We start from the raw sequence: 24,559 nt of genomic DNA on the forward strand, positions 1-24,559 counted from the left end.
GCTCGCTCACGTATCTGCCCTTTTTCCTCGACGCTCGCTCACCTATGCCGTCGAAATTCGAAACGCTCGCTCACCTATGAGGCCGACCGGCGGATCGCTCCTGCAGATGATCTGCAGGAGCGATCGGTGCTTTTCCCTCAAATGTGAGCGAGCGTTGGCAAATGGGCCGTTATACGTGAGCGAGCGTTGGGTTAGTTGGCTGCCGTGAAGCGGGCCCGGCGGTGGGCAGGAGTTTCGATTTCGTCCAGCATGGCTACGGCGTAGTCCTGGGTGGAGATGGTGTTGCCTGCTGGGGAATCCTTGGCAGTGGAGTACTTTCCCGTGCGCTCACCTGGCTGGATGACAGGCGCGGGTGCGAGCACTGTCCAGTCCAGGCTCTCTGGAGCTTCCTTGACGGCGGCGAATGCTGCGGCCGCCGTGGTTGCTTCGGCCTTATAGGCCTCAGGGAAGTCGGGCGAATCGAGGAGGCGAACGCCGTCGATCTCCAGCGTGCCTGCTCCGCCCACGATCATGAGGCGGGTGCCTTCTGCGTTGCTGTAGGCGGTGTCCATTGCCGCAAGCCACTCTCCGTGGTCGCCGCCGGTGCGGCTCGGCCCGGTGGCGAGGATGACGGCGTCGTGCTCTTTGGCGATCTCCGCGAAACTCTGGCCATCAGCGAGATCGGCAGCGAGGGCCTTCGCTCCGGCAACCTCCGAGCCCTTGCGGGAGATAGCGGTGACTTCGTGGCCGCGGGTGAGCGATTCGTTGACGATCTGGCTTCCGACCATGCCTGTTGCGCCGTAGACTGCGATTTTCATGACTCTCCTTGGGTTGCTATCCTTGCAATATCAAAACAGTATCTAATTGATACTGATAGCTTCAAAGGAACTTAGTTACCTCATGGATACCAATGACCTATCGGCAAACGTCCTCGACCCTGATTGCCCGTCCCGGGTGATCTTTCAGCGCATCGGTGACAAATGGGCTTCGTTGGTAGTCCAGGTCCTCGCGGACGGTCCCATCCGTTTCTCCGAGCTTCGTAAGATGGTCCACGTCGTGACGCCCAAGGTGCTCACCCAGACCCTTCGAACCCTTGAGCGCGACGGTCTCATCACCCGGACCGTCCACGCTCAGGTGCCTCCGCGCGTCGACTACGAACTGACCGAGCTTGGAGCTTCCCTGCTGGAGCCTTTGACCCTGCTGCGTCTCTGGGCGGAGGACCATGTGCCCAGCATTCTCAAGGCCCGCGATGCCTATGACGATGCCCAGGACGAGGCTGTCATCGGGGGCTGACCGTTCGCGCTTTCGCCCAACTGACTCGCATTTGTTGTCGTTTTGAGGGCTCAGAACGACAACAAATGCGAGTCAGTTGGGTGTCCCGACGGGGACGCGCGCACCGAGGCGCCCGTCCCTCATGGTCGCGACCGAATCGGTGAGCGGCAGGAACTCGGTGTCGTGCGTGACCATGACGGTCGCCGTCGCGAACTCGTCCGTGACCTGGCGCAGCAGCCGCACGATCGATTCACTACGCTCGTGATCCAAGGCCGCGGTCGGCTCGTCGACGAGCAGCACCTTGGGTTGGCCCATGAGCGCCCTCGCGATATTCACGCGCTGCCGCTGGCCTCCCGAGAGCTGGTGCGGCCGCTTAGCGAGAGAAGGCCCGAGCCCGACGACGTCGAGCAGTTCCGTAGCGCGCTTGCGGGCCGCTTTGGCCGGCTTCCCCCGGAAATGGTCGCCGAGGATCAACTGCTCGACGGCGGTCAGCGAAGGCAGGAGGTTGGGTTGCTGGAAGATGATGCGCACCTTTTCCCGGCGCAGGGCAGTGAGTTCGGTGTCCTTGAGTTCCGTGGCAACCGTGCCGTCGACGATAACGAGCCCGGAACCCGGCCGGACCAAAGTTGCCGCCACCGCGAGAAGCGAGGACTTCCCGGAGCCGGACGGGCCCACGAGGGAAAAGAATTCGCCGGCGTCCACGCTGAGATCCACGGCATCCAGGGCCTTGAGGGTGGAATCGCCGTCCGGATACTCCAAGGTGACGTTGACGAGGTTGAGTACGGGGTTCATTGATATGCCTTTCGTGGAATATTAAGTTTCGGGGCTGGCCTAGTTGCCGCCGAGGGCAATAAGCGGATCCACTCTGGTGATGCTGCGTACTGCCAGCGCCGCACCGCCAAGCCCAAGGAGCACGATCCCGGCGATCGGGACGAGGGTAGTTATCGGGTTCACGAGGAACGGGGCCGCCTTGGCAGCAAAGAAGCCGCCCAGAACGCCAAGGCCGCCACCCAGTCCCGCGCCGGCGAGCAAGACGATTCCTGCTTGGACCAGCGCGTCCCGCACCACGTAGCCGGACGAGGCGCCCATGGCCTTGAGCACCGCGATGTCGCGCGTGCGCTGGACAGTCCAGACGGTCAGGAATGCAACGATGACAAGCGCGGAGATGCCATAGAGGAAGGCCTGCATGAGCATGAGGGAGCCGTTTTCGCTCTTGTAGGAGCCGAGGGCCTGGAACGAGCCGCTCGGGGTGGCGCTGACAGTGCCTGCCACCGCATTGGCGGCGTCAAGATCCACGGTGGCTCCGGCGTCGTACTCCAGGGCAAGAACTGTCCCAATCGATTCCCCGGCAGGAATATGTGCGAGCTTCTGCCACGTAGCCCGGGAGGTCCAGACGACTCCGGTGTGTGAATACCACTCGTCCTGGGTGATGACGGAAACCGTCAGACCCGTACCGCCTACCGTCACCCTGCTCCCGGTACTCAGCAAGAGTTCCTTCGCCAAGGACTCCCCGACCACCACCTCGCCTTCCTTCACCGCCACAGGTGAGATGTCGCCGTCGGCCCCGAAGACCGCCACGTTCGCAGTGCCGGCAGCATTATTGGCGGAATCGAGGGACTGGAACCGCGTCTGGCTAATACCAATGGCTTCGGCAGAGGCAACACCCGGCCGGTTCCGCCAAGCTTCGAGCTGCTTGTTGGAGACCTCCGATTCCGTATAGGAGGCCTTGGCCTCGGCTCCAGCCGGCGCGCCGAAGGCAATTTGCTGCACAGGAAGGGCCGCGATGGCCGACGTCGACTGGTTGCCAAGGCCCGCTGTAAGCCCGGAGAGCATGACGAGGAGGAGTGTGATGAGGGCGACGACACTTCCCATGAGGGCGAAGCGGCCCTTGGCGAAGCGGATGTCGCGTATGGCGAGAAACATGGAATTCCTTTGGGTCGGAGGCGATCTTCTGGTCCTGTTTCAACTCTCCGGGCAGGGGGCGCGTGAAACATCGGGAAGTGGATGGACTCCTCCGGTCGCCTTGATTGACCCGCGGATCAACCATTCGGTTGATTGGGCCCGCATACCGCCGAATCGGGGTAAAAGTGTCGGCGGGCGAGGCTACGCTGGAAGGCATGCAGGGAGACGATTCGCCCCAACCCACGGCGCAGCCGCAGCCAGCGCCACATCAGCAGCCAAGTGGCTCGGCCATGATTTTGCGCGTCCTGCGCGTCAGCCTGCACGTTGGTTTTGCGGTGCTTCTCTTCGTGGCAGTCGTCAGGCTTGCGATCGCGGGCCTTTCGCCCTTCGCCACTTGGGCAGGCCTCGGCCTTGCCCTGCTGCTGGCTGCCGTCTACCTCTTGGGGACGGTCCTTGAAAAGAGGCACGCCGGCCATCCTGAGCGCTTCGATCCGAAGCCTTACGCGCGGTGGTGGCTCGCCGTCGTTGGTTTCCTGTGGCTGCTGCTCATGCTCATCAGTCCGGATTTCGCTTGGATAGCTTTCCCGTTGTTCTTCCTGCAACTGCATATCCTGCCGCGGCGCATCGCCCTCCCCGCGATTGCTGTCAGCACCGCACTCCTGATCGCGGCGATGTGGTTCCACAACCGTGGTGCCGGGGCGGATGCCCTGCAACTTGCCATGGTCCTCGGGCCTCTTTTCGGGGCCGCCTTCGCGGTTGTCACCGGCCTGGCGTATCGGGCGCTGTACGTCGAGGCGGAGAACCAGCGACTCGCCGCTGAGGAATTGCGCCGGACCCGGGCCGAGCTGGCACAAAGCCAGCACGACGCCGGTGCGCTGGCCGAGCGCGAAAGGCTCGCACGTGAAATACACGACACCTTGGCACAGGGATTCTCGAGCATCGTCTTGATGGGGCGCTCGGCGGAGAAAGCCCTCGACGCCGGTGACAACGCCGCGGCCCGCGATCGGCTCAGGACTGTCCGCGAGACAGCGGCCAGCAACCTGGCGGAAGCCCGCAATTTTGTCCGGGGACTGGGGTCCCCGGAGCTGGTCGAGTCCTCGCTCGCAGACACGCTGCGGCGCCTCTGCACCAAGACCGAGGCCGAGGCGGCCGCACGCGGAGCTACGTTGCGCTGCCGTTTCGAGCTCCAGGGCACGCCAGTGGCGCTGCCCAACCCTTACCAGACCACCTTGTTGCGCGCGGCTCAGTCTTCCCTGGCGAACGTGTGGGCGCATGCCCAGGCGAGGACCGCCGTCGTCACCCTGTCCTTCCTGGATGCCGAGGTAACCATGGACGTGTTCGACGACGGTGCGGGCTTCGATCCCGCAGCGGCCGCTGCCGCGGCAACCCGTGGCGACGGAACCGGCGTCGGGCTCAAAAGCCTGCGCGAGCGGCTAGCGGCCCTGAATGGAACGCTCGACGTCGAGTCGGCTCCCGGCGAGGGGACCGTGGTGGCAATCCGGCTGCCGCTGGGCACTAGCAACGCAGCCCTTGAGGCGTCCCCATGACCAACAACATCAGGGTTTTGCTGGTTGACGATCATCCCGTGGTGCGGGCGGGGCTCCGGGCCATGCTTGCCGACTTCGAAGGAGTCCAGGTCGTGGCGGAAGCGGCCGACGGCGGAGCCGCATTGGCGGAACTCTCGAAGCTCCACGCCCTCGGCGAACCGGTGGACGTAGTCCTCATGGACTTGCAAATGGGCTCGGGGATGGACGGCGTCACCGCCACCGGCAAGATCAAAGCCGGTGAGGCGGGCACTCCCCCGCCGCCGGTCCTGATCCTGACCACATATGACAACGACGCCGACATCCTCGCCGCAGTGGAAGCCGGAGCGAGCGGATACATGCTCAAAGACGCTCCACCTGAGCAAATCCGGCAGGCCGTGGTGGCTGCGGCCGCGGGTCAGACGGCCCTTGCGCCCGAGGTTGCCGCGCGGCTCATGGGCAGGATCCGCAATCCGGTGCACGCCCTGAGCGCGCGTGAAGTCCAACTCGTGGAACTCCTCGCCACCGGAATGAGCAACCGTGCGATGGCGAAGCAACTCTTCATTTCCGAGGCCACGGTCAAGACCCATTTGGTGCACATTTACGGCAAGCTGGGTGTCGACAACCGGACCGCGGCCATCGCGGCGGCAACCCAGCGCAGGATCATCCGGAGTCAGTAGGGTTGGCGCGCAGCCTGGGTGCCTGTCGGGCCCAACTGACTAGCGGCAAGTGTCGTTTTGGGGCCCGAAAACGACACTTACTGCGAGTTAGCTGGGCGAGGCCTGGTTCTTGAGCGCCTCAACCATCACAAAAGCGCAACGTGCTGTGATTTGTATCATTCCTGTCGGCCCGAGAAGGCATAATGGCGCAAATGGGGAAAACCAAGAATCTTGTCCTGGGGCTTGCCGCCCTGATGATCGCCGGCTCGCTGGCCGCTTGTGATGACGGCCGCTCCGGAGCGGAGGGCGCTGCCAAGCAGCTCGCGTCGTCCCTCGCGGCGCTCGACGTCGGATCGCTCGCCGTCGACGGCAAGGATGCCGCAGCGGCGAATGAACAGCTCAAGGCGGTGTTCGCGGCCCTCGATCCGGCCAAGCCTTCGGTTGAAAGCGGCGCGGTAAAGCTCGACGGCGACAAAGCCTCGGTTCCGCTCAACTTCACGTGGAAGATCGGAACTGCGGAGTGGAAGTACACCTCCCAGGCCGCCCTGAAGAAATCGGGCGACAAATGGGCCGTCCAATGGAATTCGGCACTCTTGGAGCCGGATCTTAAGGACGGCGAGGTACTGGACAAGACCGTCACTGCGCCATCCAGGGCCGAGATCCTTGGCGCAGGGGACGCGAAATTGATCAGCTACCGTCCAGTGGTTCAGGTGGGCATCGACAAGAACGCGATTGGATCGGCGGATCCCGCGGCTTCGGCGGCGAAGCTCGCGCAACTGGTCGGCGTGGACGAAGCCGCGTATGTGAAGCAGGTCCAGGCGTCCGGCCCACAGGCATTTGTCAGTGCCATCACCCTGCGTCAAGAGGGCCGCACGATCACCGACCAGCAGATTGCTGCGATTCCGGGGGCCCGTGGCATTCCTGATTCCCTGCCTTTGGCACCGACGCGTACCTTCGCCCGCGCCGTGTTGGGTAGCGTCGCTGAGGCAAGCGCCGAACAGATCCAAAAAGCCGGGGGTGCCCTCAAGGCGGGAGATGTCGTCGGGACCGGCGGCCTGGAGGAACAATACGACAGCCAGCTCCGTGGCCAGGATGGGGTCTCCATCAAGGCCCGGCCGCAAGGCATGACCGACGACCAGATCAAGGCCGCGAAGCCCGACCCCCGCCGGGTGCTTTTTGCCGCCGACGCCAAGGCCGGCGATCCGCTGAAGACCACCCTGGATCCGCGCTTGCAACAGCTCGCCGAAGACACCTTGGCCGGGGTCGGCCCGGCCTCGGCAATTGTGGCGCTCCGCCCCTCCACCGGCGCCGTCCTGGCAGCGGCCTCCGGGCCCGGAAGCAACGGCTACAACACGGCAATGCTGGGCCAATACGCTCCGGGTTCCACCTTCAAGATCGTCGATTCCCTCGCCTTGATCCGCAATGGAATGACGCCGGATTCCAAGGTGGAATGCACGCCGACAATTACGGTGGACGGCCGGACCTTCAAGAACGCCGAAGGCTATCCGGCGTCGTCTCTTGGTTCTGTTGCTTTGCGTGACGCTTTCGCGCATTCGTGCAACACGGCCTTCATCAGTTCCAGGGACAAGGTCAGCCAAGCGCAGCTCGAGTCGGCGGCAACTTCATTGGGAGTGGCAGTCCAAGCCCCGAAGCTGGGGGCCGATGCCTTCCTGGGATCCGTCCCGGGAAACGCCGACGGCACCGAGCACGCAGCTTCGATGATCGGCCAGGGCAAAGTGCTGCTCTCTCCCCTCGCCGCAGCTATCATGGCCGGTTCGGTGGCACATGGCGCGCCGGTGTCGCCGCAACTTGTCCTGAACCCCGGCTCAGTCTCACCGTCCGCGGGTGCCACCCCGACGGCGTCCGGCGCGCCGTCGTCGTCGGAATCCCCGGCCGCGCCAGCGTCTCCCGCAGCGCCGGCGTCCGACAAACCGGTCACCCCGGCGGAGGCAGCAGCACTTAGCGACATGATGAGGGCTGTGGTGACCTCCGGCCACGCCGGTTTTCTCGCCTCGGTGCCGGGGGCGCCCGTGGGCGCGAAGACCGGGACGGCCGAATTCGGAAACGACAACCCGCCCAAGACGCATGCCTGGATCGTTGCAGTGCACGGAGACCTCGCCGTGGCAGTGTTCGTGGAAGACGGCGGCCTCGGTGCAACAACCAGCGGCCCGTTGCTCAAGTCGTTCCTGACCGCGGCCGGCTGAGCGTCGCAGACCGCTGACCCACCACCGTCCGATCAGCGCCCTGTGAGCATGGGTCAGTTGCAGTGGTACATGGAGGGCATGAGGCACGCGCGCCTGGCGGCCGTGTTCGGCGTGATCGGAATCTTCTCATTGGGCGTTGTTTTCGGACCCTTGGCCAATTATGCAGGCTAAGAAAGCCGAGGGATTCGGGGTAGCGGCCCAGGATGGAAAGATCCTCGGTTGGGTGGGGATCGGCCTGTTCATCTTATGGGTCCTGTTTTTCGTTGCCTACATTGTCCTGTTCGCAGCGATCATCGCGAACTTGCCACACACCCCGTACCCGGGCCGCACCGGCTCGTAACGGAACATTTCCTGACCGCGGCAGGCCCAGCTGCACGGGATTCGCCGCGATATGTGAGCGAGGGTCGCCCGAAAGGGGGCGATATGTGAGCGAGCGTCGCAGGGGGGAGGGGCGCCCTCTGGACAGCTATTTCCGGCGGGTGCACACTTAATTCAACGCTTGTTGAATTAGTTGCGGCAATGAAGTTCAACTCCGGGAGTGGCCATGAACCAGCCTGAAAGCACCACATGCGTCGTCGTGGGTGGCGGTCCCGCGGGCGTGATGCTCGGACTCTTGCTGGCAAGGGCAGGCGTCGAGGTCACGGTCCTCGAAAAGCATGCCGACTTCCTGCGCGATTTCCGCGGCGACACCGTCCATGCCTCCACCATCCGGCTCTTGGATGAGCTCGGGCTGGGCGAAGGATTCCGGGCCTTGCCGCAGAGCAAGCTCGGCAATTTCAAACTTCCGGCGGGCGGCAAGGAAGTGACCCTGGCCGACTTCGACCGCCTCAAGCCGCCTTACGATTACGTAGCAATGGTTCCGCAGTGGGACCTCCTGAACTTCCTGGTGGACGCCGCCCAGCAGGAGCCGCAGTTCACGCTCCGGATGAACACTGAGGCCACGGACCTGCTGTACGACGACGGCGGGAAGGTCGCCGGGGTGGCGTACCGCACCCGGGACGCGGCAACCGGCGTCGAAACCGGGACGGGGGAGCTTCGCGCGACGTTGACGGTGGCATGCGACGGCCGCGGCTCGGTGCTCCGGCAAAAGGCAGGACTGGTCCCCCGCGAGTTCCCCGTGCCGTTCGACACCTGGTGGTTCAGGCTCTCCCGGCACGCGGACGAGCAGGAACAGTTGGCCTCGATCATGCCCCGCTTCTCCGGTGCCGATGTCCTCCTCAGCCTGACCCGCAAGGATTTTTACCAGATCGCCTACATCGCGGAGAAGGGCAAGGACCCGCAATTGCGCGCAGAAGGGGTGGAGAGCTTCCGTGCCCGCGTGGCCCGCATCCGCCCGGATCTCGCGGACCGCGTGGACGAAATCAGCTCGATGGACGATCTCCATTTGCTCGACGTGAAGCTCAACCGGATCAAGCCGTGGCACAAGCCGGGTCTGCTCCTCATCGGAGACGCCGCCCACGCCATGTCTCCCGCGGGCGGTGTGGGGATCAACCTCGCCATCCAGGATGCCGTCGCCGCTGCCCAGCGCATCGCCCGCCCATTGCTTCAAGGCACCCTTGGCGAGTCAGATCTCGCTTCGGTGCAGAAGCGGCGATGGTTCCCCACCGTGGTGATCCAGAATGTGCAGCTTGTCATTCAGAAAGCGGTCTTCGGTCCCGCTGTGAAAGGCCGGTTGATGGGCCCGCCGAGTCCAGTGGTCTTTGTCGCGCTCCACGTTCCTTGGTTCCGGAAATTTCCAGCACTCATGATCGCCTTCGGCCCGCGGCCGGAGCACGCCCCCGATTTCGCGCGCCGGAAGTCCGCCGTGACGCGGAAGCCGGTGTGAACAGGGGGCGCCGCCCCGGACAAGTGAGCAGCCGGGACGCAGTTCTCAGGGCGGCCCGCGAACAGTTCAGCCGCAAAGGATATGACGCCGCAACAGTCCGGGCCATCGCGGCCGAGGCCGGCGTGGATCCGTCCATGATCAACCATCATTTCGGCACCAAGGAGCAGCTGTTCATGGCTGCGCTCGAATCACCCGTGGATCCCAAGGACCACGTGTCGGCTGTCTTGAACGGGCCACGGGAGGACGTCGGGGAGAGGCTGGTGACACGCTTCCTGACCGTGTGGGACTCGCCAGCGGGGGCAGCCGGCGTCGCGGTTTTGCGCACGGCGATGCAGCACGAGTGGAGTGCCGCGCTGGTCCGCGAGTTCATCCTGAACCGCGCTATCAAACCGCTTCTCGCGGGCCTGGGGGTGCCTGCGGAAGAGGCCTCGTGGCGCGGAAACCTGGTGGCATCGCAGCTTTCCGGACTCATCCTGACCCGATACCTCGTCAAACTGGAGCCGATCGCCTCGGCGCCGCACGCCGTCGTCGTCCGGGCGTTGGGGCCGACAATCCAGCGGTATCTCACTGGCGCGGTTGGTGCGGACCACCTGGGCGGCTGAGGAGTCCCCCGCGGTCCGTGGGAAGATTGAAAATGTGGCCCATATTGACGTTTCAGGCATCGACTACTTCCTCTCCGACGGCACCCAGCTGCTCAACGGAGTGACCTTCAAGGTCCCGGACGGCAGCAAAACAGCCCTGATCGGGCCCAACGGAACGGGAAAGACCACCCTGTTCAAGATCATCGCGGGCGACCTTACGCCTGACGAGGGAGTGGTAGGCCGTTCCGGCACGATGGGCATCATGCGCCAGTTCGTCGGCCAGGTCCGCGACGAATCCACCGTGCGTGACCTGCTCGTTTCCGCTGCGCCGCCGGCTCTCGCCGCGGCCGCCAAGGCGGTCGAGGACGCCGAGCTCGCCATGATGGAGCACGACGACGAGCCCACCCAAATGCGGTACGCCCAGGCGATCGTGGACTGGGGAGACGCCGGAGGGTACGACGTCGAGACCGTCTGGGACGAGGTCTGCATGGCCGCACTGGGCATCCCCTTTGACCGCGCACAGCACCGCCCGGCGTCGAGCCTTTCGGGCGGCGAGCAAAAGCGGCTGGTACTTGAGGCGCTCTTCTCCGGACCTGACCAGCTGCTGCTCCTCGACGAACCGGACAACTACCTCGATGTTCCCGGCAAGCGTTGGCTCGAAAGCAAACTCAACGAATCCAAGAAGACCGTCTTCTTCATCAGCCACGACCGCGAGCTGCTCAACAATGCCGCAGGCCGCATCGTGACGCTGGAACCCGGCATCAACGGCGCCGGCGCCTGGGTGCACGGCGGCGGCTTCGGCACCTATGTGGACGCGCGGATCGACCGCAATGCGCGATTCGAGGAACTGCGCAAGCGCTGGGACGAGGAGCACCTGAAGCTCAAGGAACTCGTCATCATGTACAAGACCAAGGCGGCCTTCCGCTCGGACATGGCCAACAAATACCAGGCCGCCCAGACGCGGCTCGCCAAGTTCCTGGAGGCCGGGCCGCCCGAGGCCCTGCCGCTCGAGCAGAACGTGCACATGCGCCTCAAGGGAGGCCGGACGGCCAAGCGCGCCGTGGTGGCTGAAAAGCTTGAACTCACGGGACTGATGAAGCCGTTTTCCACCGAGATCTGGTTCGGAGACCGGGTCGGCGTGCTGGGTTCCAACGGCTCGGGAAAGAGCCACTTCCTGCGGCTCCTGGCCGCCGGTGGCACCGACCCGGAGCGCGAACATTTGCCGGTTTCCGACGTCGAAATCGCTGAAGTTCCGCACGAAGGCACCGTCAAACTGGGTGCCAGGATCCGACCCGGATTCTTCGCGCAGACCCATTCCCGCCCGGACCTCCTGGGCCGGACGCTCCTGGACATCCTGCACCGCGGTGACGAACACCGTTCCGGGCTGGGCCGCGAAGCCGCTTCCGGCGCGCTCGACTCCTACGGGCTGGTGGGCTCGGCCGAGCAGAAGTACGAGTCGCTGTCGGGTGGGCAGCAGGCGCGGTTCCAGATCCTGCTCCTCCAGTTGTCGGGCGCCACGCTACTGCTCCTGGACGAACCCACGGACAACCTGGACCTGCACTCGGGCGAAGCCTTGGAGCGCGCGATCGACGCGTTCGAGGGCACCGTTCTTGCCGTCACGCACGACCGTTGGTTCGCGAAGTCCTTCGACCGTTTCCTCGTCTTCGGATCCGACGGCAAAGTCTACGAGTCCGACGAGCCCGTCTGGGACGAGTCGCGGGTAGAGCGGGCGCGCTGACTTCCAGCCGACTTCGTCCGGGCGCCGAGCCCGGGTCCCGATGCGGGCCCGGGAACGCACGACGCCGTCTCGCGCCTTGGAACCCTCGCTCACCTATGGCGTGTGATCGCGGAACGCTCGCTCACCATTGGTGAGCGAGCGTCGGCCGAAAGTGCCCCATAGGTGAGCGAGCGTCGGTGGAAAGTGCCCCATAGGTGAGCGAGCGTTTGAGCCGTTCGGCACGCAGGGTGCCTGCCGGCTCACGCGACCGGTTTACACACCCCACCCACGCGGCCATATGATCACCAAAGATGATGAAATGATCATTTCTGGATAGCATATGAGCATGAGGACTGCTGACCGCCACCGGCTCATTGGCGAGCTGCTGCGCAAACGCGAAGAGATTACCGTTGACGAACTGGTTGCCGAATGCGGGGCATCGGGGGCCACTATTCGGCGCGACCTGGAAATCCTCGCGTCCCACGGTGTCCTGCGCCGGGTGCATGGCGGGGCCCGCAGCCTCGTTGACCGCGGCGACAACCCCGGCTACGGGCAGCGCGAACTCGAGGACCAGGACGCCAAGGAGAGAATCGCCGTCGGTGTCGAACGGCTGCTCCGCGACCGCGATCACGTGTGGTTGGACAGCGGTTCCACGGCAACGGAGATCGCGCGCCGGCTCGCGCAGCGTGAACTGACCATCATGCCGATGTCCCTACGCGCGGTGGAGTTCCTGGCCACGGACCTTCCCTCTGGACGGCGTCCGGGCCTCCTGTTGCCCGGCGGCAGCCTGGTTCCCGGAGAGCAGTCGTTCCGGGGACCAATGGCAGAGGCCAACATCCGCTCATTGCGCTTTGATGCCGCCATCGTGACGCCGTGTGCCATCAACCTCAAGGACGGCCTGCTGGCGCACGATCTCGAGGACGCCGCGATCAAGCGGGCAGGCTTGGAATCGGCCAGCCGGGTGATCGTGGCCTGCACAGGAAGCAAATGGAATGCACAGGCCGTGGCCTTGGTTGCAGCCATGGACGCGGTAGATGTCATTGTGACGGACCGGAAGCCAAGCACCGAAGAACGCACCCTACTTGAAAATCTCTCCGTGGAAGTTGTGATCGTATGACCACCAGCACCCGAACCGCTCCGAACGTCAAGGCCGCGGCAATCGCCACTTTCCTGGTCTTCGGCATGAACGGGCTGGTATTTGCCAGCTGGGCGGCGCGCATCCCCGCCGTCACCCAGACCCTGCACCTGACGTCCGGACAGATGGGCACCCTCCTACTGTGCACCGCCGTCGGGTCCCTTGTGGCGCTGCCCTCCGCGGGGTGGGTTGTGGGCAGGATCGGTACGGCCAATACCGTCCGCGCCGCGGGGCTCCTTGCCGCTTCCGCCGGAGCGGCTATTGCCTTCTCCTTGATGGCTGAATCCGTAGCCGGCACCGCGCTGGCGCTGTTTTTCTTTGGTGTGGGAGTCGGTCTGTGGGACGTTTCGCAGAATATTGAGGGGGCCGACGTCGAACATCGCCTCGGGCGCACCATCATGCCGCAGTTCCACGCAGCCTTTAGCGGGGGCGCCTTTGTTGGTGCGCTGATTGGTGCATGGCTTTCCGAGATAGGCGTCGGACTTCCGGAGCACTTGCTGGTCATTGCCGGCGTCGTGGTTCTTCTCACCTTGACCGCGCCGCGCTACTTCATGCCCCACGAGACCACGGGAACGGCGCCCGACGACGGCGCGCCCGCCGTGAAGGGTCCCTCCGCCTGGCGGGACTCCCGCACCCTGTTGATCGGCGTCGTGGTCCTTGGGGCGACCCTGACGGAAGGCGCCGGAAACGACTGGATCGCTAAGGCATCGGTGGATGGCCTGAATGCTTCCGAATCGACGGGCGCCCTGTTGTTCGCGCTCTTCGTGGCGGCGATGACCTTGATGCGTTTCGTTGGCGGCCGTGCGATCGACCGGTTCGGACGCGTAGCCGTGCTGCGGGTCAGCATGGCCGCCGCAGCGGTGGGCCTGGCTCTCTTCGTTTTCGCGGGCAACCTCGTCCTTGCCGGGGTGGGTGCGGCCCTTTGGGGTATCGGCGCAGCCCTGGCCTTCCCGATGGGCATGTCCGCTGCTGCCGATGACCCGAAACACGCGGCCGCACGCGTCTCGGTGGTCTCGACCATCGGCTATGTGGCGTTTCTAGCCGGCCCGCCGCTTCTGGGATACCTCGGCGACCATACCGGTATCCACATGGCACTGCTTGCCATCGGGGTGCCGATCCTGATGGCCCTGTGGCTGGCCGGCGCCGCGAAGCCTCTGGCTAAAAGCAACTGACTCGCAGTTGTTGTCGTTATGACGCGTCAAAACGACAACAACTGCTGGGCCCACGCCGCCAGGGTTCCCTGGCCGAGGGCCCACAGCCGCAGGGTTCCCTGGCTGAGCTTGCGAAGCTAGGGGGCGGCTGGGGACTTGCGAGGCGAGGGTGGCGGTGGGGACCGTTGGGTGGCTACAACGAGCGGTGCTACGGGGCCGAGGTGGCGGGAGCCGTAGGAATGGCGCTCGGCGATGCCCCGTTGGTGGGAGCTCCGCTCTGCCGATTCCGGCCCTGGCCGCCCTGGCCGTTGAAGTTCTGGAACTGGCCGCGGCCCGGACGGGCCTGGCCAGCATCCATGAGCTTGGTGACGCCGACGCCTCCGAAGAAGCCCACGGCGACGAGAAGCACGGCAAGGAGGATCTGCGTCAGACGGCCCATCTGGAAGCGCTTCTTGGGCACGAACGGCTCGGGCGCCTGGGGTTGGCCCCAACCCTGCCCGGTGGGTTCCTGGCCGGTGGCCTGCAGGACCGCGGTGGGCTGTCCGGCGTGGGGCTGCTGGGTGTAGGGCTGCTGGGGCTCCGGCTGGTTCGTGGTGCCGGGCTCCGGTGCTGAATAGGACATTTGTAGATCTCCTGTTGGCTGTTTCTTTTTTGAGTTGCTGGGGGGTGGAAGTGTGGGCGGCTATTCGTACCGCAGGGCGTCGATCGGCCGTAGTTTCGCCGCCTTGTTGGCCGGGTAGATTCCGAAAATCAGGCCGATCGCAGCGGATACCAGGAACGACAGCCACACGGTCCACCACTGGACTTCGGGTTGCGTTCCGAGCAGGGGGAAGGCGCTGCCGATGTAGCCCGCGGCAATTCCCAGCACCCCGCCGATCAGCGAAATGATGAGCGATTCGATCAGGAACTGGCTCACGATGCTGCCGCGCGAGGCTCCGATCGCCTTGCGGATGCCGATTTCGCGGGTGCGTTCAGTGACCGTGACGAGCATGATGTTCATGACGCCGATTCCGCCAACCAGGAGCGAAATGCCGGCCACGGCCCCCAGGAGGATGGTCAGCGTGGCCGTGGTGGTGGTGGCCGTCGTGAGGATCTGCGCCTGGTTCCGCACCTGATAGTCACGATTGGCGGAGGTGACGTTGTGCCTGGCATCGAGGATCATCTGAACCTCGTTCTGGGCCTGGTTCATCACGTCCGCTGACTTCGCCTGGACCGTGATGGAGGCAAGGGACGGCGAGTACCCGGTGAACTTGTCCTGGGCTGCGCTGTAGGGGATCACCACAATGTCGTCTGGATCGTTGAGCCCCGAGGACCCCTTTTGAGCCAGGACGCCGGAGACCACGAAGTTCTGGCCGTTGAGGGCGATGGTCTGCCCAACGGCCGAGGTCACAGAGCTTCCCACCAGGTCTTGCGCCACGGTATTGCCGATCACGGCCACTGCGGTGCCGCTGCTGGCGTCACCGTCGCTGAAGTAGGACCCCGCCGCGAGCGTGTCGTTCGAAATGGAAAAGTACGACGGCGTGGTCCCCACGAAGGTTGCGACAGCATGGGTTGCGTCCTGGTAAGTACCCGTGACGTTCTGTGCCGTGACTACCGGCGCTGTTGCGGCGACGTCAGGGGCCATAACGGGATCTGTCAGCGCGGCCATGTCCTGGAGCGTGAGGTTGGTGCCGCGGGAGCGCGGACCGGTGACGGCTTGTCCGCCGCCTGCTGCGCGGCCGCCCGCCGTCGTCTGGCGGCTGACCGTAAGCACGTTGGTTCCCAGCTTGCCGATCTGGGCCTTGATGGCGTTGGAGGTTCCGGCTCCTACGGCCAGCAGGATGATGACGGATGCGATGCCGATCAAGATGCCTAGGGTGGTGAGGATGGAGCGCATCTTGTTGGCCATCACCCCCGTCAGGGCGAAGCGAACGGATTCGGCGATCATCATGCCGGCACCGCCGTGGCTACAGGGTGGGCATTAACGGCGCGGATCCTGTGATCCTCAATGATGTGACCGTCCTGGAAGCGCACAACGCGGTTGGCCCGCGCCGCGACGTCCGCCTCGTGGGTGATCATCACAATGGTCCGGCCGTTGGCGTGCAAGGACTCGAAGAGATCCAGGATTTCGTGCGAGGACTTGGTGTCCAAAGCTCCCGTGGGCTCGTCGGCCAGGAGCAACACCGGGTTGGTCACGAGTGCCCGGGCGATGGCAACACGCTGCTGCTGTCCACCGGACAGCTGCGAAGGCTTGTGGTCCGCCCGCTCAGCCAAACCCACTGAATCGAGTACTTCCAGGGCCCGCTCGCGCCGTTCCTTGCGGTGCACTTTTGCGTAAGCGAGCGGCATGGAGACGTTGTCCACGGCCCGCGTGCGCGGTATCAGGTTGAAGTTCTGGAAGACGAAGCCGATTTTCCGGTTGCGGATCTGCGCGAGCTGGAATTCATCCAGGGTCCCGGTATCGATGCCGTCCAAGTGATACGTCCCCTGGGTGGCGCCGTCGAGGCAGCCGATGATGTTCATCATGGTGGACTTTCCGGAGCCCGAGGCGCCGATGATGGCCACGAAGTCGCCCCGGTCAATGGAGATGCTGACGGAATCGAGTGCCCGTACTTCGGCTTCCCCTTTGCCATAGATCTTGCTCACGGAGTCCAGTTGGATGACAGCGTCGTTCACGGCTGTTTTACCCGCCATTTCCACGTGTGCCACCGGTGCCGCCCGTAATTCCGGCGCCGCCGGTACCACCGAATCCGCCCGTACCGCCAAGTCCGCCCGTCCCGGTCCGTCCGGTGGTGCCGGTGGTGTCCAGGGTCGAAGAGATGGCCGGGAGTTCAATCTGGTCGCCCGCGCTGAGTCCGGTGAGCACCTGGGTGCGGCCGTTGTCCGTGATCCCGGTGGTGATGGTCACCGCCGTCGCCGTCCCGTTCTTCATCACGTTGACGGTCTGCCTGGTTCCCGTGGTGGTAATGGCCAGCGAAGGCACAGTCAATGCGTTCTTGGCGGTCGCCGTGGTTACGGAGATGTTTGCGCTTTGGCCGAGCCGCAGGGCGGCCGGAGGGTTCTTGATGGAGATCGTCACGGGATAGCTGACCACGTTGTTGGTGGTTGTGGCGTTCTGGGCGATCGCCGTGATGGTACCTGTGACCGGTGCCGCGGAGGGGTCGGTCTTGAGCGCCGGGAAGGTGAAGGTGGCCGAGTCGCCGGTCTTCATGGCGGCAATGTCCGATTCGGCGAAGTTGGCGATGACTTGCAGGTGCGCGGTGTCGCTGATCGTAATCAGTCCGGAGGACGAGGTGCTCGCGGCGCTCGTGGAAGAGCTGCCGGAGGAGCCGGAAGCTCCGGACGAGCCGGAACCCGAGGATCCGGAAGAGCCGGAGCTGCTGCCGGCGTTGCCGCCGACGACGGCGTTCACGGCGGTGACAGTACCTGAAACCGGGGCCGCGAGTGAGCAGGACGCCAGGTTTTTGGTTGCGGTATCAACGGCAATCTGGGCAGACGTGGTGTTGGATGTGGCGCCGCCACCGCTTTGGGCGGAATTGAGGGCCGTCGCTGCCGAGGCAATCTGCTCCTTGTCCTTGAGGGCCGAGCTGGCTTGCTGGTTGGCTGCCTGGGTCAGTGCTTGGTTGTCCTTCGCGAGCTGGGCTTGTGCTGCGCTGAGCGCGTTCTGGGCCGGCTGGCTGCTCGGCTGGGCGCTGGCAGCGGCCTGGGCCGTGGCGACAGTCGCATTGTCATTGTTCACGGCCGTCTGCGCGGCGGCCACGGCACTGGCCTGCTGGCTCGCGTCCAGGTTGGCCGTTTGCTGGGCGTTCGTGAGGCTCTGGCTTGCCGAAGCCACCTGGTTGCTGGCTGAGGCCTGTTGTTGGTTTGCCTGCGCCGCGGCGGAATCCAGTTGCGCCTGGGCAACGGCCAGCGCGTTCTGGGCGTTCGTCGGATCAATGGTGACCAGCACCTGCCCGGCCGTGACCTGCTGACCGGTCACCGCAGAGACAGTGGCGATGGGCCCGGTGCAGTTCTGCGCATTGATGACGGTGGTGCTTGCGGGCGAGACGTTTCCGCTCGCCGTGGAAACCGCGGCGAGGTCCGCTGAGCTAACCGCGACGGTGCGGGCGGTGGTATCGGCGGCCGTTTGCGGCACACCGTTCAGCACGAAGAAGGCACCGGCGGCAATGCCCACGACGGCCACCCCGATGCCGCCGTTGATGAGTTGAGGTTTTGAGAGCATGCCCGAAGACTATTGTCGCTCTCTTGGAGAAGACCGAGTGCTACCTGATGGTTTACCCTACGTGACGCTCCGCTCGACGTGCCGCTTGCGGCGCGCGACCCTCGATCTCCACTCCAGGGCGTGCCGTGCGTCTATATTCTCCACAATGCATATTTTCTGACAAGCCAGCCACAAGAGGAGCACGACGGCGGACGCCAAGCAAGCGCCACCCACCACATCCGTGAACCAATGGGCAGCCAAATAGATCCGGCTGATCATCATGGCCAGCATTCCGCCGATCGCGAGCAGCCACGTCCAGGCGCGGCCGATGAGGAGCGCTATCACCAGAACGAATGCCGTGGTAGCGGATACGTGCCCCGATGGGTATGAATAAGTGTCCGTAGCCACATGCGCATTGAGGGGACGCGGCCTGTGGATGACCAACTTGAGCAACTGGGTCAGCAACATCACGCTGAGTCCTGCCATGGCGGAGAATACGGCCGACCGGGGTCTCCTCCGGATCAACAACGCCAAGGCGAGCAGAATGTGGAAGACCAGCATTCCCGTGTAGCCGGTCCAGTTGAGGGCGATGTTCAGGCTATCCCAGAACGGTGTGTGGAGGGTCGCCATGAATGCTTGCCATGCGTCGTCCACGCCCTGGAAAGGCGGGTTTCGATCCCCCGCAAGCAGAATGCCGCCGAGGACCGCGGCAATTGCGAGCAGCCCGGTCGAGATGACAATGGTGCGTCCCTGATCGAGCTTGCGGGGGAGAATGACCCTCACCATCTCCACATCCTAACCAGCCCGCCGATAGTCTGGTGGGATGGGAAGCAAGCTGCGATGGGGCCACTGGGACGTGAGAAACGTGGCGCGGCTCGATCGCGCCATTGTCCGGGCGGTTTCCCGGTGGCCGGAGGGCCGGCACGATGCTGTCTGGAAAAACCTCTCGGAGGCCGCTACCAAGGGCAAGCTCTGGTTTGCCGTAGCTGGCGTCTGTGCGGCAATTCCAGGTAAGCCCCGCCAGGCCGCGATCCATGGACTCCTGGCCCTTGGGGTGGCATCCGCCGTCACCAATCTGGGTTTCAAGACGCTTCTTCCACGGACGCGGCCGTTGCCCGAGCACCTTCCGGTCTTCCGTTTTGTGAACCCGCAGCCCACAAGCTCGTCGATGCCTTCGGGCCATTCCGCGTCTGCGGTGGCATTCACTCTTGGCGTCGCGCTGGTGGATCCCCGCCTTGGTGCAGTTTTGGCTCCTGTTGCGGCGGGTGTGGCGTATTCCCGGGTCCATACGGGCGCCCACTGGCCTTCCGACGTCGTGCTGGGGTCTGCGATCGGCGCCGGAGCGGCCCTCCTGACGCGAAAGTGGTGGCCGGCCCGGCCTCCGGTTCCGGACACGGACCGTTCACCGGCCGACGCGCCTGCAGTCGGCGACGGCGAGGGGCTAAGTATTGCGGTCAACGCCCTCGGCGGTTCCTACTCGCCGGACACCGAAACCCAGCTCCGAGAAATATTCCCCAAGGCGTATATAAACCTGATTTCCGATGGCGATGACGTGGCTGCCGAAATCCAGGCCACAGCAGGGCGGCCCGGGACCAAGGCCGTGGGCGTGTGGGGCGGTGATGGAACTGTCGGCGCGGCCGCAGCGGCCGCCGTCGAGCACTCACTGCCCTTGCTGGTGCTACCGGGCGGAACGCTCAACCACTTTGCTCGCGACGTGGACGCACGGTCCCTCGAAGGCGCCCTTAAGGCCGCCAAAACGGGCGCCGCGGCGTGGACAGATCTGGGCCACGTGAGCGCCGGCCGTGGGATCGACGGCAAGGACGAGGTTGCGGAGCTCATCATGCTGAATACTGCCAGCGTTGGCGTGTACCCCAACTTGGTGCGCCGCCGCGAGCGGCTTCAGCCTGCCATGGGGAAACCCCTCGCGGGACTCGTCGCGGGTCTGCGCACCTTCGGGGCGGCAACCCCCACCACTCTCCTGATCAACGGAGTGCACCACAAGCTGTGGATCCTCTACATAGGCCGCGGCCGCTACTACCCGCGGGACCTGGCACCATTGACGCGGCCCGTGCTTGACGACGGGGTGCTGGATATCCGCATGGTCACGGCCGATGAGCCCTTTGCGCGGTTGCGTCTGCTGTGGGCGGTCCTCACTGGAACCGTGAGTACATCGAAGGTGACCCACCTCAGCGAGGCCCGGGAAATCAGCATCGAAGCGATCGGAGAGCCCCTCGTGATTGCGGTCGACGGCGAGCCGTTGCCGGGTGTGCGGACCGCGGAGTTCACGGTCCGGCGTCGTGCGCTTCGGGTGTATTCACCGCTTGCCTAATGGTCTCCCAAGTGCCCTGCAAGCCCTGGGCGCGGCCGGCATCATCCATAGGGACTACCCTGACCCGCCCCTGAATCATCCCTGAGACCGGCGAATTCGGCCGTACTGGTGGATAGCGTTGTACGTACAGTCACCACATAGCTGCAGCAAGCGGAGGGAACGCTTCCATGATTGAGGCAACAGGCTTGAGGAAGGTCTACGGCGCAAAGACAGCCGTGGACGGAATCAGCTTCACCGTACAGCCCGGGAAAGTCACGGGCTTTCTTGGCCCGAACGGCGCCGGCAAGTCCACCACCATGCGCATGATCATGGGTCTCGACCGCCCGACGTCGGGCGACGTCATTGTCAACGGCCGGCATTACTCCCAGCACAAAGCCCCGCTCCACCAAGTGGGAGCGCTGCTCGATGCCAAGGCGGTGCACACGAGCCGCAGTGCGTACAACCACCTGCGCGCAATGGCAGCGACCCACGGGATTCCAAACTCGCGCGTTGAGGAAGTCATCGAGATGACCGGCCTCACCGCAGTTGCCAAGAAGAAGGCCGGAGGGTTCTCCCTCGGCATGGGCCAGCGGCTTGGCATCGCCAACGCATTGCTGGGTGATCCCCAGACGCTCATCCTCGACGAACCGGTCAACGGGCTGGATCCCGAGGGCGTCCAGTGGGTCAGGAACCTCGCCCGTTACCTGGCAAGCCAGGGCAAGACCATCTTCATTTCCAGCCACCTCATGTCCGAGATGGCCCAGACCGCCGACCACCTCATTGTGATCGGTCGCGGCAAGATCATTGCCGACACCACGGTGGATGCGCTGATCGAGAGCCAGAGCCGCAAGCGCACGTTGGTCCGTACCTCGGAGACCACCCGCTTGTCCGAGTTGCTGGCCCGCGACGGTGTCCGGGTGGAGCAGAACGAACGTGAAACCCTGGAAATCTACGGGGTGGAGCCGATCCGCATCGCAGAGCTCGCCCTCGACAACCGCGTGCTGGTTTACGAACTCACTCCGCTCACGTCGTCACTGGAGGAAGCCTACTTCCAGCTGACCAAGGACGAGGTGGAATACCACTCGCACATCACCGGCGGACCGGCAGCGCCAGGCGGGACGCTGAACGGAAGCCCTGCCAGCGCCGGCGCCACATCCGCTGCCACCATGGAAGGGATCCAATCATGAGCACCACCACCGTCAGCAAGAAACATGCGATCCCGTCAGCCGGGACCGGTGGCGTCACTTTCCTCCGTGTGCTGAACTCCGAGTCCATCAAGTTCCGGACCCTCATGAGCACCAAGATCCTGTTGCTCCTCACCTTCGTGGCCATTGTCGGCATCGGCCTGCTGTCAGCCCTCGTCCGGTGGAACTTCATCAACCAGATGGTCGAAGTCGGCCGGCAGGGTCACAAGGAAACGGTGCAGCAAGCAGTTGACTCCTTCCCGCCGGGATCGGGATTCAGCCTCTACAACCTGCCGAACGCCGGACTCAACATCGGCATCCTCGTCATGGGATCCCTGGCCGTGCTCTTCATCGCCTCTGAATACGCCACCGGCATGATCCGGTCAACCATGAATGCGGCGCCGGGGCGGCTCTCCACCTTCGGTGCCAAAGCCGTGGTCCTGGTTGTGGTCTCCTATATCCTTTCGGTCGTGGCCGGCGTCGTGACCTTCCTCTTGGCCTCACCCATGTTCGCCAACTTTGGCCTTGACCTCGGCTGGAACACGGACGGCGTCCTTTACAGCGTTTTCACCGGCGGCCTTTATGTCTCCGGTGTCGCGCTGATCGGCCTCTCGCTCGGAACACTGCTGAAGAACCCTGCCGGCGGCATCACCGTCCTGGTGGGCATCATGTTCGTCCTCCCGTTCGCAGGCCAGTTCCTCAGCTTCGCACCGGGAGACTTCTGGAAGTACGTCCCCCAGTACCTGCCCAGTGAAGCCGGCGGCCGCTTCTTGTCGATCGGCCACGTCGACGGCACCCTGGATCCGTGGGCGGGCGGCCTCGTGTTCCTTGGCTACGTCATCTTGTTCATGGTTCCTGCCCTCATTGCGCTCAAGAAGCGGGACGTCTGATTCGCAATCGCGTGATCCGCGATCCATGGACAACCACTCCGGGCAAGGCCACTAGGCTCAAGCCATGAGTGAAGAGTTGCCAGCACAGGACGCGTCGGCCCACGTGGCCGACGCGTCCTTTGCTGAAATCACGCTGCGGCGCCGTGGCAGGATCCGCCGCTATCTCTTTGAGCACCACCGCGTCATGGACGCGGTGGTGGTGCTTTGCTATTCGCTCCTGGCACTGCCTACGCTGATCAGCTCCATCGTGGACGGCAAATGGTTCGCCGCCCTGCTGCTCGTTGCCATCGCCGCCATCCTGTTCCTTCGACGCCGCAATCCGCTGAGTGTCACCGCGACCGTTGCGGTCCTCGAAGTGGCCGTGACGCTGCTGAATCCCTGGGGTTCGAACGTCTCGGCGGGATTGTGGTTTGCGCTGTATGCGGTGGCCGTGGCGAGGGCCCGGACCTTCGCGTTGACGGTGTTCGGCGCGGCGAGCCTGCCCCTGACGCTCGTGTATCTCTTCATGTGGACCAGTCCGGCTGCCCCTGCCAACGGAGAGGCGATTCCGGAGAATTTCCACCTCATCAGCAACATTGCGGCGGCGGTCAGTATTTTGTTGTCCAACCTGATCGCCACCGGCATCGGCATTTCGGTGCGGCAGCGGCGTGAGCATGAGAGCGAAATCAGGGCCTGGGCTGCCCGCACGGCCCGCTTGGGTTCCGTCACCGAACGCAACCGGATCGCCCGCGAGATGCACGACGTCGTGGCCCACTCGCTGACGGTCATGATCAGCCTCTCGGACGGTGCCGCCGTCGTGGTCAAGAAGGATCCTGAGCGCGCGGGTGAGGTGCTTGGCGAACTCTCGCGCACCGGCAGGACTGCGCTGGCTGATATGCGCCGCGTCCTCGGCGTGCTGCGGGAGGACTCCGCGCGCCCGGCGCCCCTGGAGCCCTTGGTTTCCGGGCACGACCTGAGCAAACTCCTGGACGGATTCCGGACGGCGGGGCTGCCGTTGCACTATTCACACACGGGCCCTGCCCTTCCTGAAGACCCGGCGTTGCAACTCACGGTCTACCGGATCGTGCAGGAATCCCTGACCAACGTGCTCAGGTACGGGCGCTCCTTGAGCCAAGTGGATGTGCGGATCGTGCGGGAGGGTGACTCGGTCACCATTGAAGTGCTCGACGACGGCAGGGGCTCCCGGGAGCCGGGAACCGAAGAGGCGGCCCTGGGCACGGGCCAAGGCATCGCGGGAATGCGTGAACGTGCGGGAATTTATGCCGGAACCGTGGATGCCGGTCCTGGAATCCACGGCGGATGGCGGGTCCATGCGGAGCTGAAATGGAATGGCGACAAGGGGAAATCATGACAGACAATGCTCCCATCAGGGTTCTATTGGTCGACGACCAGCCCCTGCTACGCATGGGATTTCGGCTCATCCTCGAAGGCGAGGACGACCTCGAAGTGGTGGGCGAAGCCTCCGACGGTGCCGAAGCCGTGCGGAAGGTGAAGGAACTGGAACCCGACGTCGTGCTCATGGACGTCCGGATGCCCGCCATGGATGGAATCGAAGCCACACGGCGGATCACGGCCTCGTCAACCAACGCCAGGATCATCATCCTGACCACTTTCGACCTCGACGAGTATGCCTTCTCCGGCTTGCAAGCTGGGGCTTCCGCCTTCCTGCTCAAGGATGTTGCGCCTGCCGAGTTGGTCCAAGGCGTCCGGCTCGTGGCCAGCGGCGACGCCGTGGTTGCTCCGAGGGTCACCCAGCGGCTCCTGGAAACCTACGTCCGCGGAGGCCGCGTTCCCGGCCAGGCCGCAGCCCCTGCCCGCGATCCACTGCTCGAAGAATTGACCCCCCGCGAAACCGAGATGCTGGAGGCTATCGCCGGAGGGCTCTCCAACGCCGAAATCGCCCACAAATTCTTTTTGTCCGAAGCCACGGTCAAGACCCACGTCCGGCGCATCCTCACCAAGCTGCACCTGCGGGACCGGGTCCAAGTGGTGGTCTACGCCTACGAAACAGGACTCGTGATCCCGAGCAACCCGGATTACTAGTGACGC

General features: G+C 64.5%; 23 protein-coding genes. 15 read left to right on the forward strand and 8 right to left on the reverse strand.

All coding sequences use genetic code 11. The annotated features are described in order from the left end of the window. Positions 1-191: 191 nt before the first annotated feature. Complete coding sequence (locus tag AB4068_RS05180) at positions 192-797, reverse strand: NAD(P)-dependent oxidoreductase (RefSeq protein ID WP_284751018.1); 606 nt, start codon at positions 795-797, stop codon at positions 192-194. A gap of 82 nt (positions 798-879) precedes the next feature. On the opposite strand from AB4068_RS05180, the gene AB4068_RS05185 reads away from it, so the two are divergent. Further along, positions 880-1,272: a winged helix-turn-helix transcriptional regulator gene (locus AB4068_RS05185; protein WP_059388853.1), complete on the forward strand. Its 393-nt coding sequence runs from the start codon at positions 880-882 to the stop codon at positions 1,270-1,272. 72 nt (positions 1,273-1,344) lie between these two features. On the opposite strand, the gene AB4068_RS05190 is transcribed toward AB4068_RS05185, so the two are convergent. Further along, the gene (locus tag AB4068_RS05190; protein ID WP_441432832.1) at positions 1,345-2,043 is read right to left on the reverse strand and encodes an ABC transporter ATP-binding protein; all 699 of its coding nucleotides are present in this window, start codon (positions 2,041-2,043) and stop codon (positions 1,345-1,347) included. Positions 2,044-2,082: 39 nt separating this feature from the next. Then, positions 2,083-3,174 carry an ABC transporter permease gene (locus AB4068_RS05195; RefSeq protein WP_441432833.1) on the reverse strand — a complete coding sequence of 364 codons (1,092 nt, stop codon included), beginning with the start codon at positions 3,172-3,174 and terminating at the stop codon, positions 2,083-2,085. A 269-nt stretch (positions 3,175-3,443) separates the two neighbouring features. On the opposite strand from AB4068_RS05195, the gene AB4068_RS05200 reads away from it, so the two are divergent. From AB4068_RS05200 to AB4068_RS05240, 9 genes are all read left to right on the forward strand, one after another. Next, entirely contained in the window at positions 3,444-4,700 is a 1,257-nt protein-coding gene (locus tag AB4068_RS05200) for a sensor histidine kinase (protein ID WP_284988544.1), read from the forward strand. After that, positions 4,697-5,356 (forward strand): response regulator transcription factor, encoded by a 660-nt coding sequence (locus AB4068_RS05205; protein WP_284988543.1) that lies wholly within the window; start codon positions 4,697-4,699, stop codon positions 5,354-5,356. The genes AB4068_RS05200 and AB4068_RS05205 overlap by 4 nt, the downstream gene beginning before the upstream one ends. 191 nt (positions 5,357-5,547) lie before the next feature. Continuing rightward, the gene (locus tag AB4068_RS05210) at positions 5,548-7,539 is read left to right on the forward strand and encodes a penicillin-binding transpeptidase domain-containing protein (RefSeq protein WP_441432834.1); all 1,992 of its coding nucleotides are present in this window, start codon (positions 5,548-5,550) and stop codon (positions 7,537-7,539) included. Between the two features lie 160 nt (positions 7,540-7,699). Beyond that, positions 7,700-7,879: a hypothetical protein gene (locus AB4068_RS05215; RefSeq protein WP_441432835.1), complete on the forward strand. Its 180-nt coding sequence runs from the start codon at positions 7,700-7,702 to the stop codon at positions 7,877-7,879. A 204-nt stretch (positions 7,880-8,083) separates the two neighbouring features. Next, a complete protein-coding gene (locus AB4068_RS05220) occupies positions 8,084-9,364 on the forward strand; it encodes an FAD-dependent oxidoreductase (protein ID WP_441432836.1) in 1,281 nt (426 codons plus the stop codon). Positions 9,365-9,387: 23 nt separating this feature from the next. Beyond that, a complete protein-coding gene (locus AB4068_RS05225) occupies positions 9,388-9,966 on the forward strand; it encodes a TetR/AcrR family transcriptional regulator (RefSeq protein WP_284988539.1) in 579 nt (192 codons plus the stop codon). 34 nt (positions 9,967-10,000) lie between these two features. After that, positions 10,001-11,683 carry an ABC-F family ATP-binding cassette domain-containing protein gene (locus tag AB4068_RS05230; protein WP_284751030.1) on the forward strand — a complete coding sequence of 561 codons (1,683 nt, stop codon included), beginning with the start codon at positions 10,001-10,003 and terminating at the stop codon, positions 11,681-11,683. Positions 11,684-12,008: 325 nt separating this feature from the next. Next, positions 12,009-12,779 (forward strand): DeoR/GlpR family DNA-binding transcription regulator, encoded by a 771-nt coding sequence (locus AB4068_RS05235; RefSeq protein WP_306963444.1) that lies wholly within the window; start codon positions 12,009-12,011, stop codon positions 12,777-12,779. Further along, complete coding sequence (locus AB4068_RS05240) at positions 12,776-13,969, forward strand: MFS transporter (RefSeq protein ID WP_307055025.1); 1,194 nt, start codon at positions 12,776-12,778, stop codon at positions 13,967-13,969. The genes AB4068_RS05235 and AB4068_RS05240 overlap by 4 nt, the downstream gene beginning before the upstream one ends. A 187-nt stretch (positions 13,970-14,156) precedes the next feature. On the opposite strand, the gene AB4068_RS05245 is transcribed toward AB4068_RS05240, so the two are convergent. The 5 genes from AB4068_RS05245 to AB4068_RS05265 are packed head-to-tail and all read right to left on the reverse strand — an operon-like array spanning position 14,157 to position 18,914. Beyond that, the gene (locus tag AB4068_RS05245; protein ID WP_059388844.1) at positions 14,157-14,570 is read right to left on the reverse strand and encodes a hypothetical protein; all 414 of its coding nucleotides are present in this window, start codon (positions 14,568-14,570) and stop codon (positions 14,157-14,159) included. A 60-nt stretch (positions 14,571-14,630) separates the two neighbouring features. Then, positions 14,631-15,878 (reverse strand): ABC transporter permease, encoded by a 1,248-nt coding sequence (locus AB4068_RS05250; protein ID WP_059388845.1) that lies wholly within the window; start codon positions 15,876-15,878, stop codon positions 14,631-14,633. Then, a complete protein-coding gene (locus tag AB4068_RS05255; RefSeq protein WP_306963449.1) occupies positions 15,875-16,621 on the reverse strand; it encodes an ABC transporter ATP-binding protein in 747 nt (248 codons plus the stop codon). The genes AB4068_RS05250 and AB4068_RS05255 overlap by 4 nt, the downstream gene beginning before the upstream one ends. Beyond that, the gene (locus AB4068_RS05260) at positions 16,611-18,149 is read right to left on the reverse strand and encodes an efflux RND transporter periplasmic adaptor subunit (protein ID WP_284988533.1); all 1,539 of its coding nucleotides are present in this window, start codon (positions 18,147-18,149) and stop codon (positions 16,611-16,613) included. The genes AB4068_RS05255 and AB4068_RS05260 overlap by 11 nt, the downstream gene beginning before the upstream one ends. A 57-nt stretch (positions 18,150-18,206) precedes the next feature. Further along, the gene (locus tag AB4068_RS05265) at positions 18,207-18,914 is read right to left on the reverse strand and encodes a phosphatase PAP2 family protein (protein ID WP_441432837.1); all 708 of its coding nucleotides are present in this window, start codon (positions 18,912-18,914) and stop codon (positions 18,207-18,209) included. Between the two features lie 37 nt (positions 18,915-18,951). Between AB4068_RS05265 and AB4068_RS05270 the strand changes: the two genes are divergently transcribed. From AB4068_RS05270 to AB4068_RS05290, 5 genes are all read left to right on the forward strand, one after another. Then, positions 18,952-20,457 (forward strand): bifunctional phosphatase PAP2/diacylglycerol kinase family protein, encoded by a 1,506-nt coding sequence (locus tag AB4068_RS05270; RefSeq protein ID WP_441432838.1) that lies wholly within the window; start codon positions 18,952-18,954, stop codon positions 20,455-20,457. 167 nt (positions 20,458-20,624) lie between these two features. After that, complete coding sequence (locus AB4068_RS05275) at positions 20,625-21,623, forward strand: ABC transporter ATP-binding protein (RefSeq protein ID WP_284988530.1); 999 nt, start codon at positions 20,625-20,627, stop codon at positions 21,621-21,623. Continuing rightward, positions 21,620-22,510, forward strand: coding sequence for an ABC transporter permease (locus tag AB4068_RS05280; protein ID WP_284988529.1), 891 nt, complete (start codon positions 21,620-21,622; stop codon positions 22,508-22,510). Before AB4068_RS05275 ends, AB4068_RS05280 begins: the two co-directional genes overlap by 4 nt. Positions 22,511-22,574: 64 nt before the next feature. Then, positions 22,575-23,861, forward strand: a complete 1,287-nt coding sequence (locus tag AB4068_RS05285; protein ID WP_441432839.1) for a sensor histidine kinase — start codon at positions 22,575-22,577, stop codon at positions 23,859-23,861. Beyond that, the gene (locus AB4068_RS05290) at positions 23,858-24,553 is read left to right on the forward strand and encodes a response regulator (RefSeq protein WP_059388839.1); all 696 of its coding nucleotides are present in this window, start codon (positions 23,858-23,860) and stop codon (positions 24,551-24,553) included. The genes AB4068_RS05285 and AB4068_RS05290 overlap by 4 nt, the downstream gene beginning before the upstream one ends. Positions 24,554-24,559 lie beyond the last annotated feature (6 nt).

The sequence above is a fragment of the Arthrobacter sp. 2RAF22 genome (assembly GCF_052115325.1).
Classification (GTDB): Bacteria; Actinomycetota; Actinomycetes; order Actinomycetales; family Micrococcaceae; genus Arthrobacter.

Coding starts and splice junctions, on each gene's coding strand:
- AB4068_RS05265 (WP_441432837.1), bottom strand. CDS start 18,914: ATGGTGAGGGTCATTCTCCCCCGCAAGCTCGATCAGGGACGCACCATT.
- AB4068_RS05200 (WP_284988544.1), top strand. CDS start 3,444: ATGATTTTGCGCGTCCTGCGCGTCAGCCTGCACGTTGGTTTTGCGGTG.
- AB4068_RS05260 (WP_284988533.1), bottom strand. CDS start 18,149: ATGCTCTCAAAACCTCAACTCATCAACGGCGGCATCGGGGTGGCCGTC.
- AB4068_RS05185 (WP_059388853.1), top strand. CDS start 880: ATGGATACCAATGACCTATCGGCAAACGTCCTCGACCCTGATTGCCCG.
- AB4068_RS05290 (WP_059388839.1), top strand. CDS start 23,858: ATGACAGACAATGCTCCCATCAGGGTTCTATTGGTCGACGACCAGCCC.
- AB4068_RS05235 (WP_306963444.1), top strand. CDS start 12,009: ATGAGGACTGCTGACCGCCACCGGCTCATTGGCGAGCTGCTGCGCAAA.
- AB4068_RS05285 (WP_441432839.1), top strand. CDS start 22,575: ATGAGTGAAGAGTTGCCAGCACAGGACGCGTCGGCCCACGTGGCCGAC.
- AB4068_RS05250 (WP_059388845.1), bottom strand. CDS start 15,878: ATGATGATCGCCGAATCCGTTCGCTTCGCCCTGACGGGGGTGATGGCC.
- AB4068_RS05215 (WP_441432835.1), top strand. CDS start 7,700: ATGCAGGCTAAGAAAGCCGAGGGATTCGGGGTAGCGGCCCAGGATGGA.
- AB4068_RS05245 (WP_059388844.1), bottom strand. CDS start 14,570: ATGTCCTATTCAGCACCGGAGCCCGGCACCACGAACCAGCCGGAGCCC.
- AB4068_RS05240 (WP_307055025.1), top strand. CDS start 12,776: ATGACCACCAGCACCCGAACCGCTCCGAACGTCAAGGCCGCGGCAATC.
- AB4068_RS05270 (WP_441432838.1), top strand. CDS start 18,952: ATGGGAAGCAAGCTGCGATGGGGCCACTGGGACGTGAGAAACGTGGCG.
- AB4068_RS05190 (WP_441432832.1), bottom strand. CDS start 2,043: ATGAACCCCGTACTCAACCTCGTCAACGTCACCTTGGAGTATCCGGAC.
- AB4068_RS05210 (WP_441432834.1), top strand. CDS start 5,548: ATGGGGAAAACCAAGAATCTTGTCCTGGGGCTTGCCGCCCTGATGATC.
- AB4068_RS05280 (WP_284988529.1), top strand. CDS start 21,620: ATGAGCACCACCACCGTCAGCAAGAAACATGCGATCCCGTCAGCCGGG.
- AB4068_RS05180 (WP_284751018.1), bottom strand. CDS start 797: ATGAAAATCGCAGTCTACGGCGCAACAGGCATGGTCGGAAGCCAGATC.
- AB4068_RS05255 (WP_306963449.1), bottom strand. CDS start 16,621: ATGGCGGGTAAAACAGCCGTGAACGACGCTGTCATCCAACTGGACTCC.
- AB4068_RS05205 (WP_284988543.1), top strand. CDS start 4,697: ATGACCAACAACATCAGGGTTTTGCTGGTTGACGATCATCCCGTGGTG.
- AB4068_RS05195 (WP_441432833.1), bottom strand. CDS start 3,174: ATGTTTCTCGCCATACGCGACATCCGCTTCGCCAAGGGCCGCTTCGCC.
- AB4068_RS05220 (WP_441432836.1), top strand. CDS start 8,084: ATGAACCAGCCTGAAAGCACCACATGCGTCGTCGTGGGTGGCGGTCCC.
- AB4068_RS05275 (WP_284988530.1), top strand. CDS start 20,625: ATGATTGAGGCAACAGGCTTGAGGAAGGTCTACGGCGCAAAGACAGCC.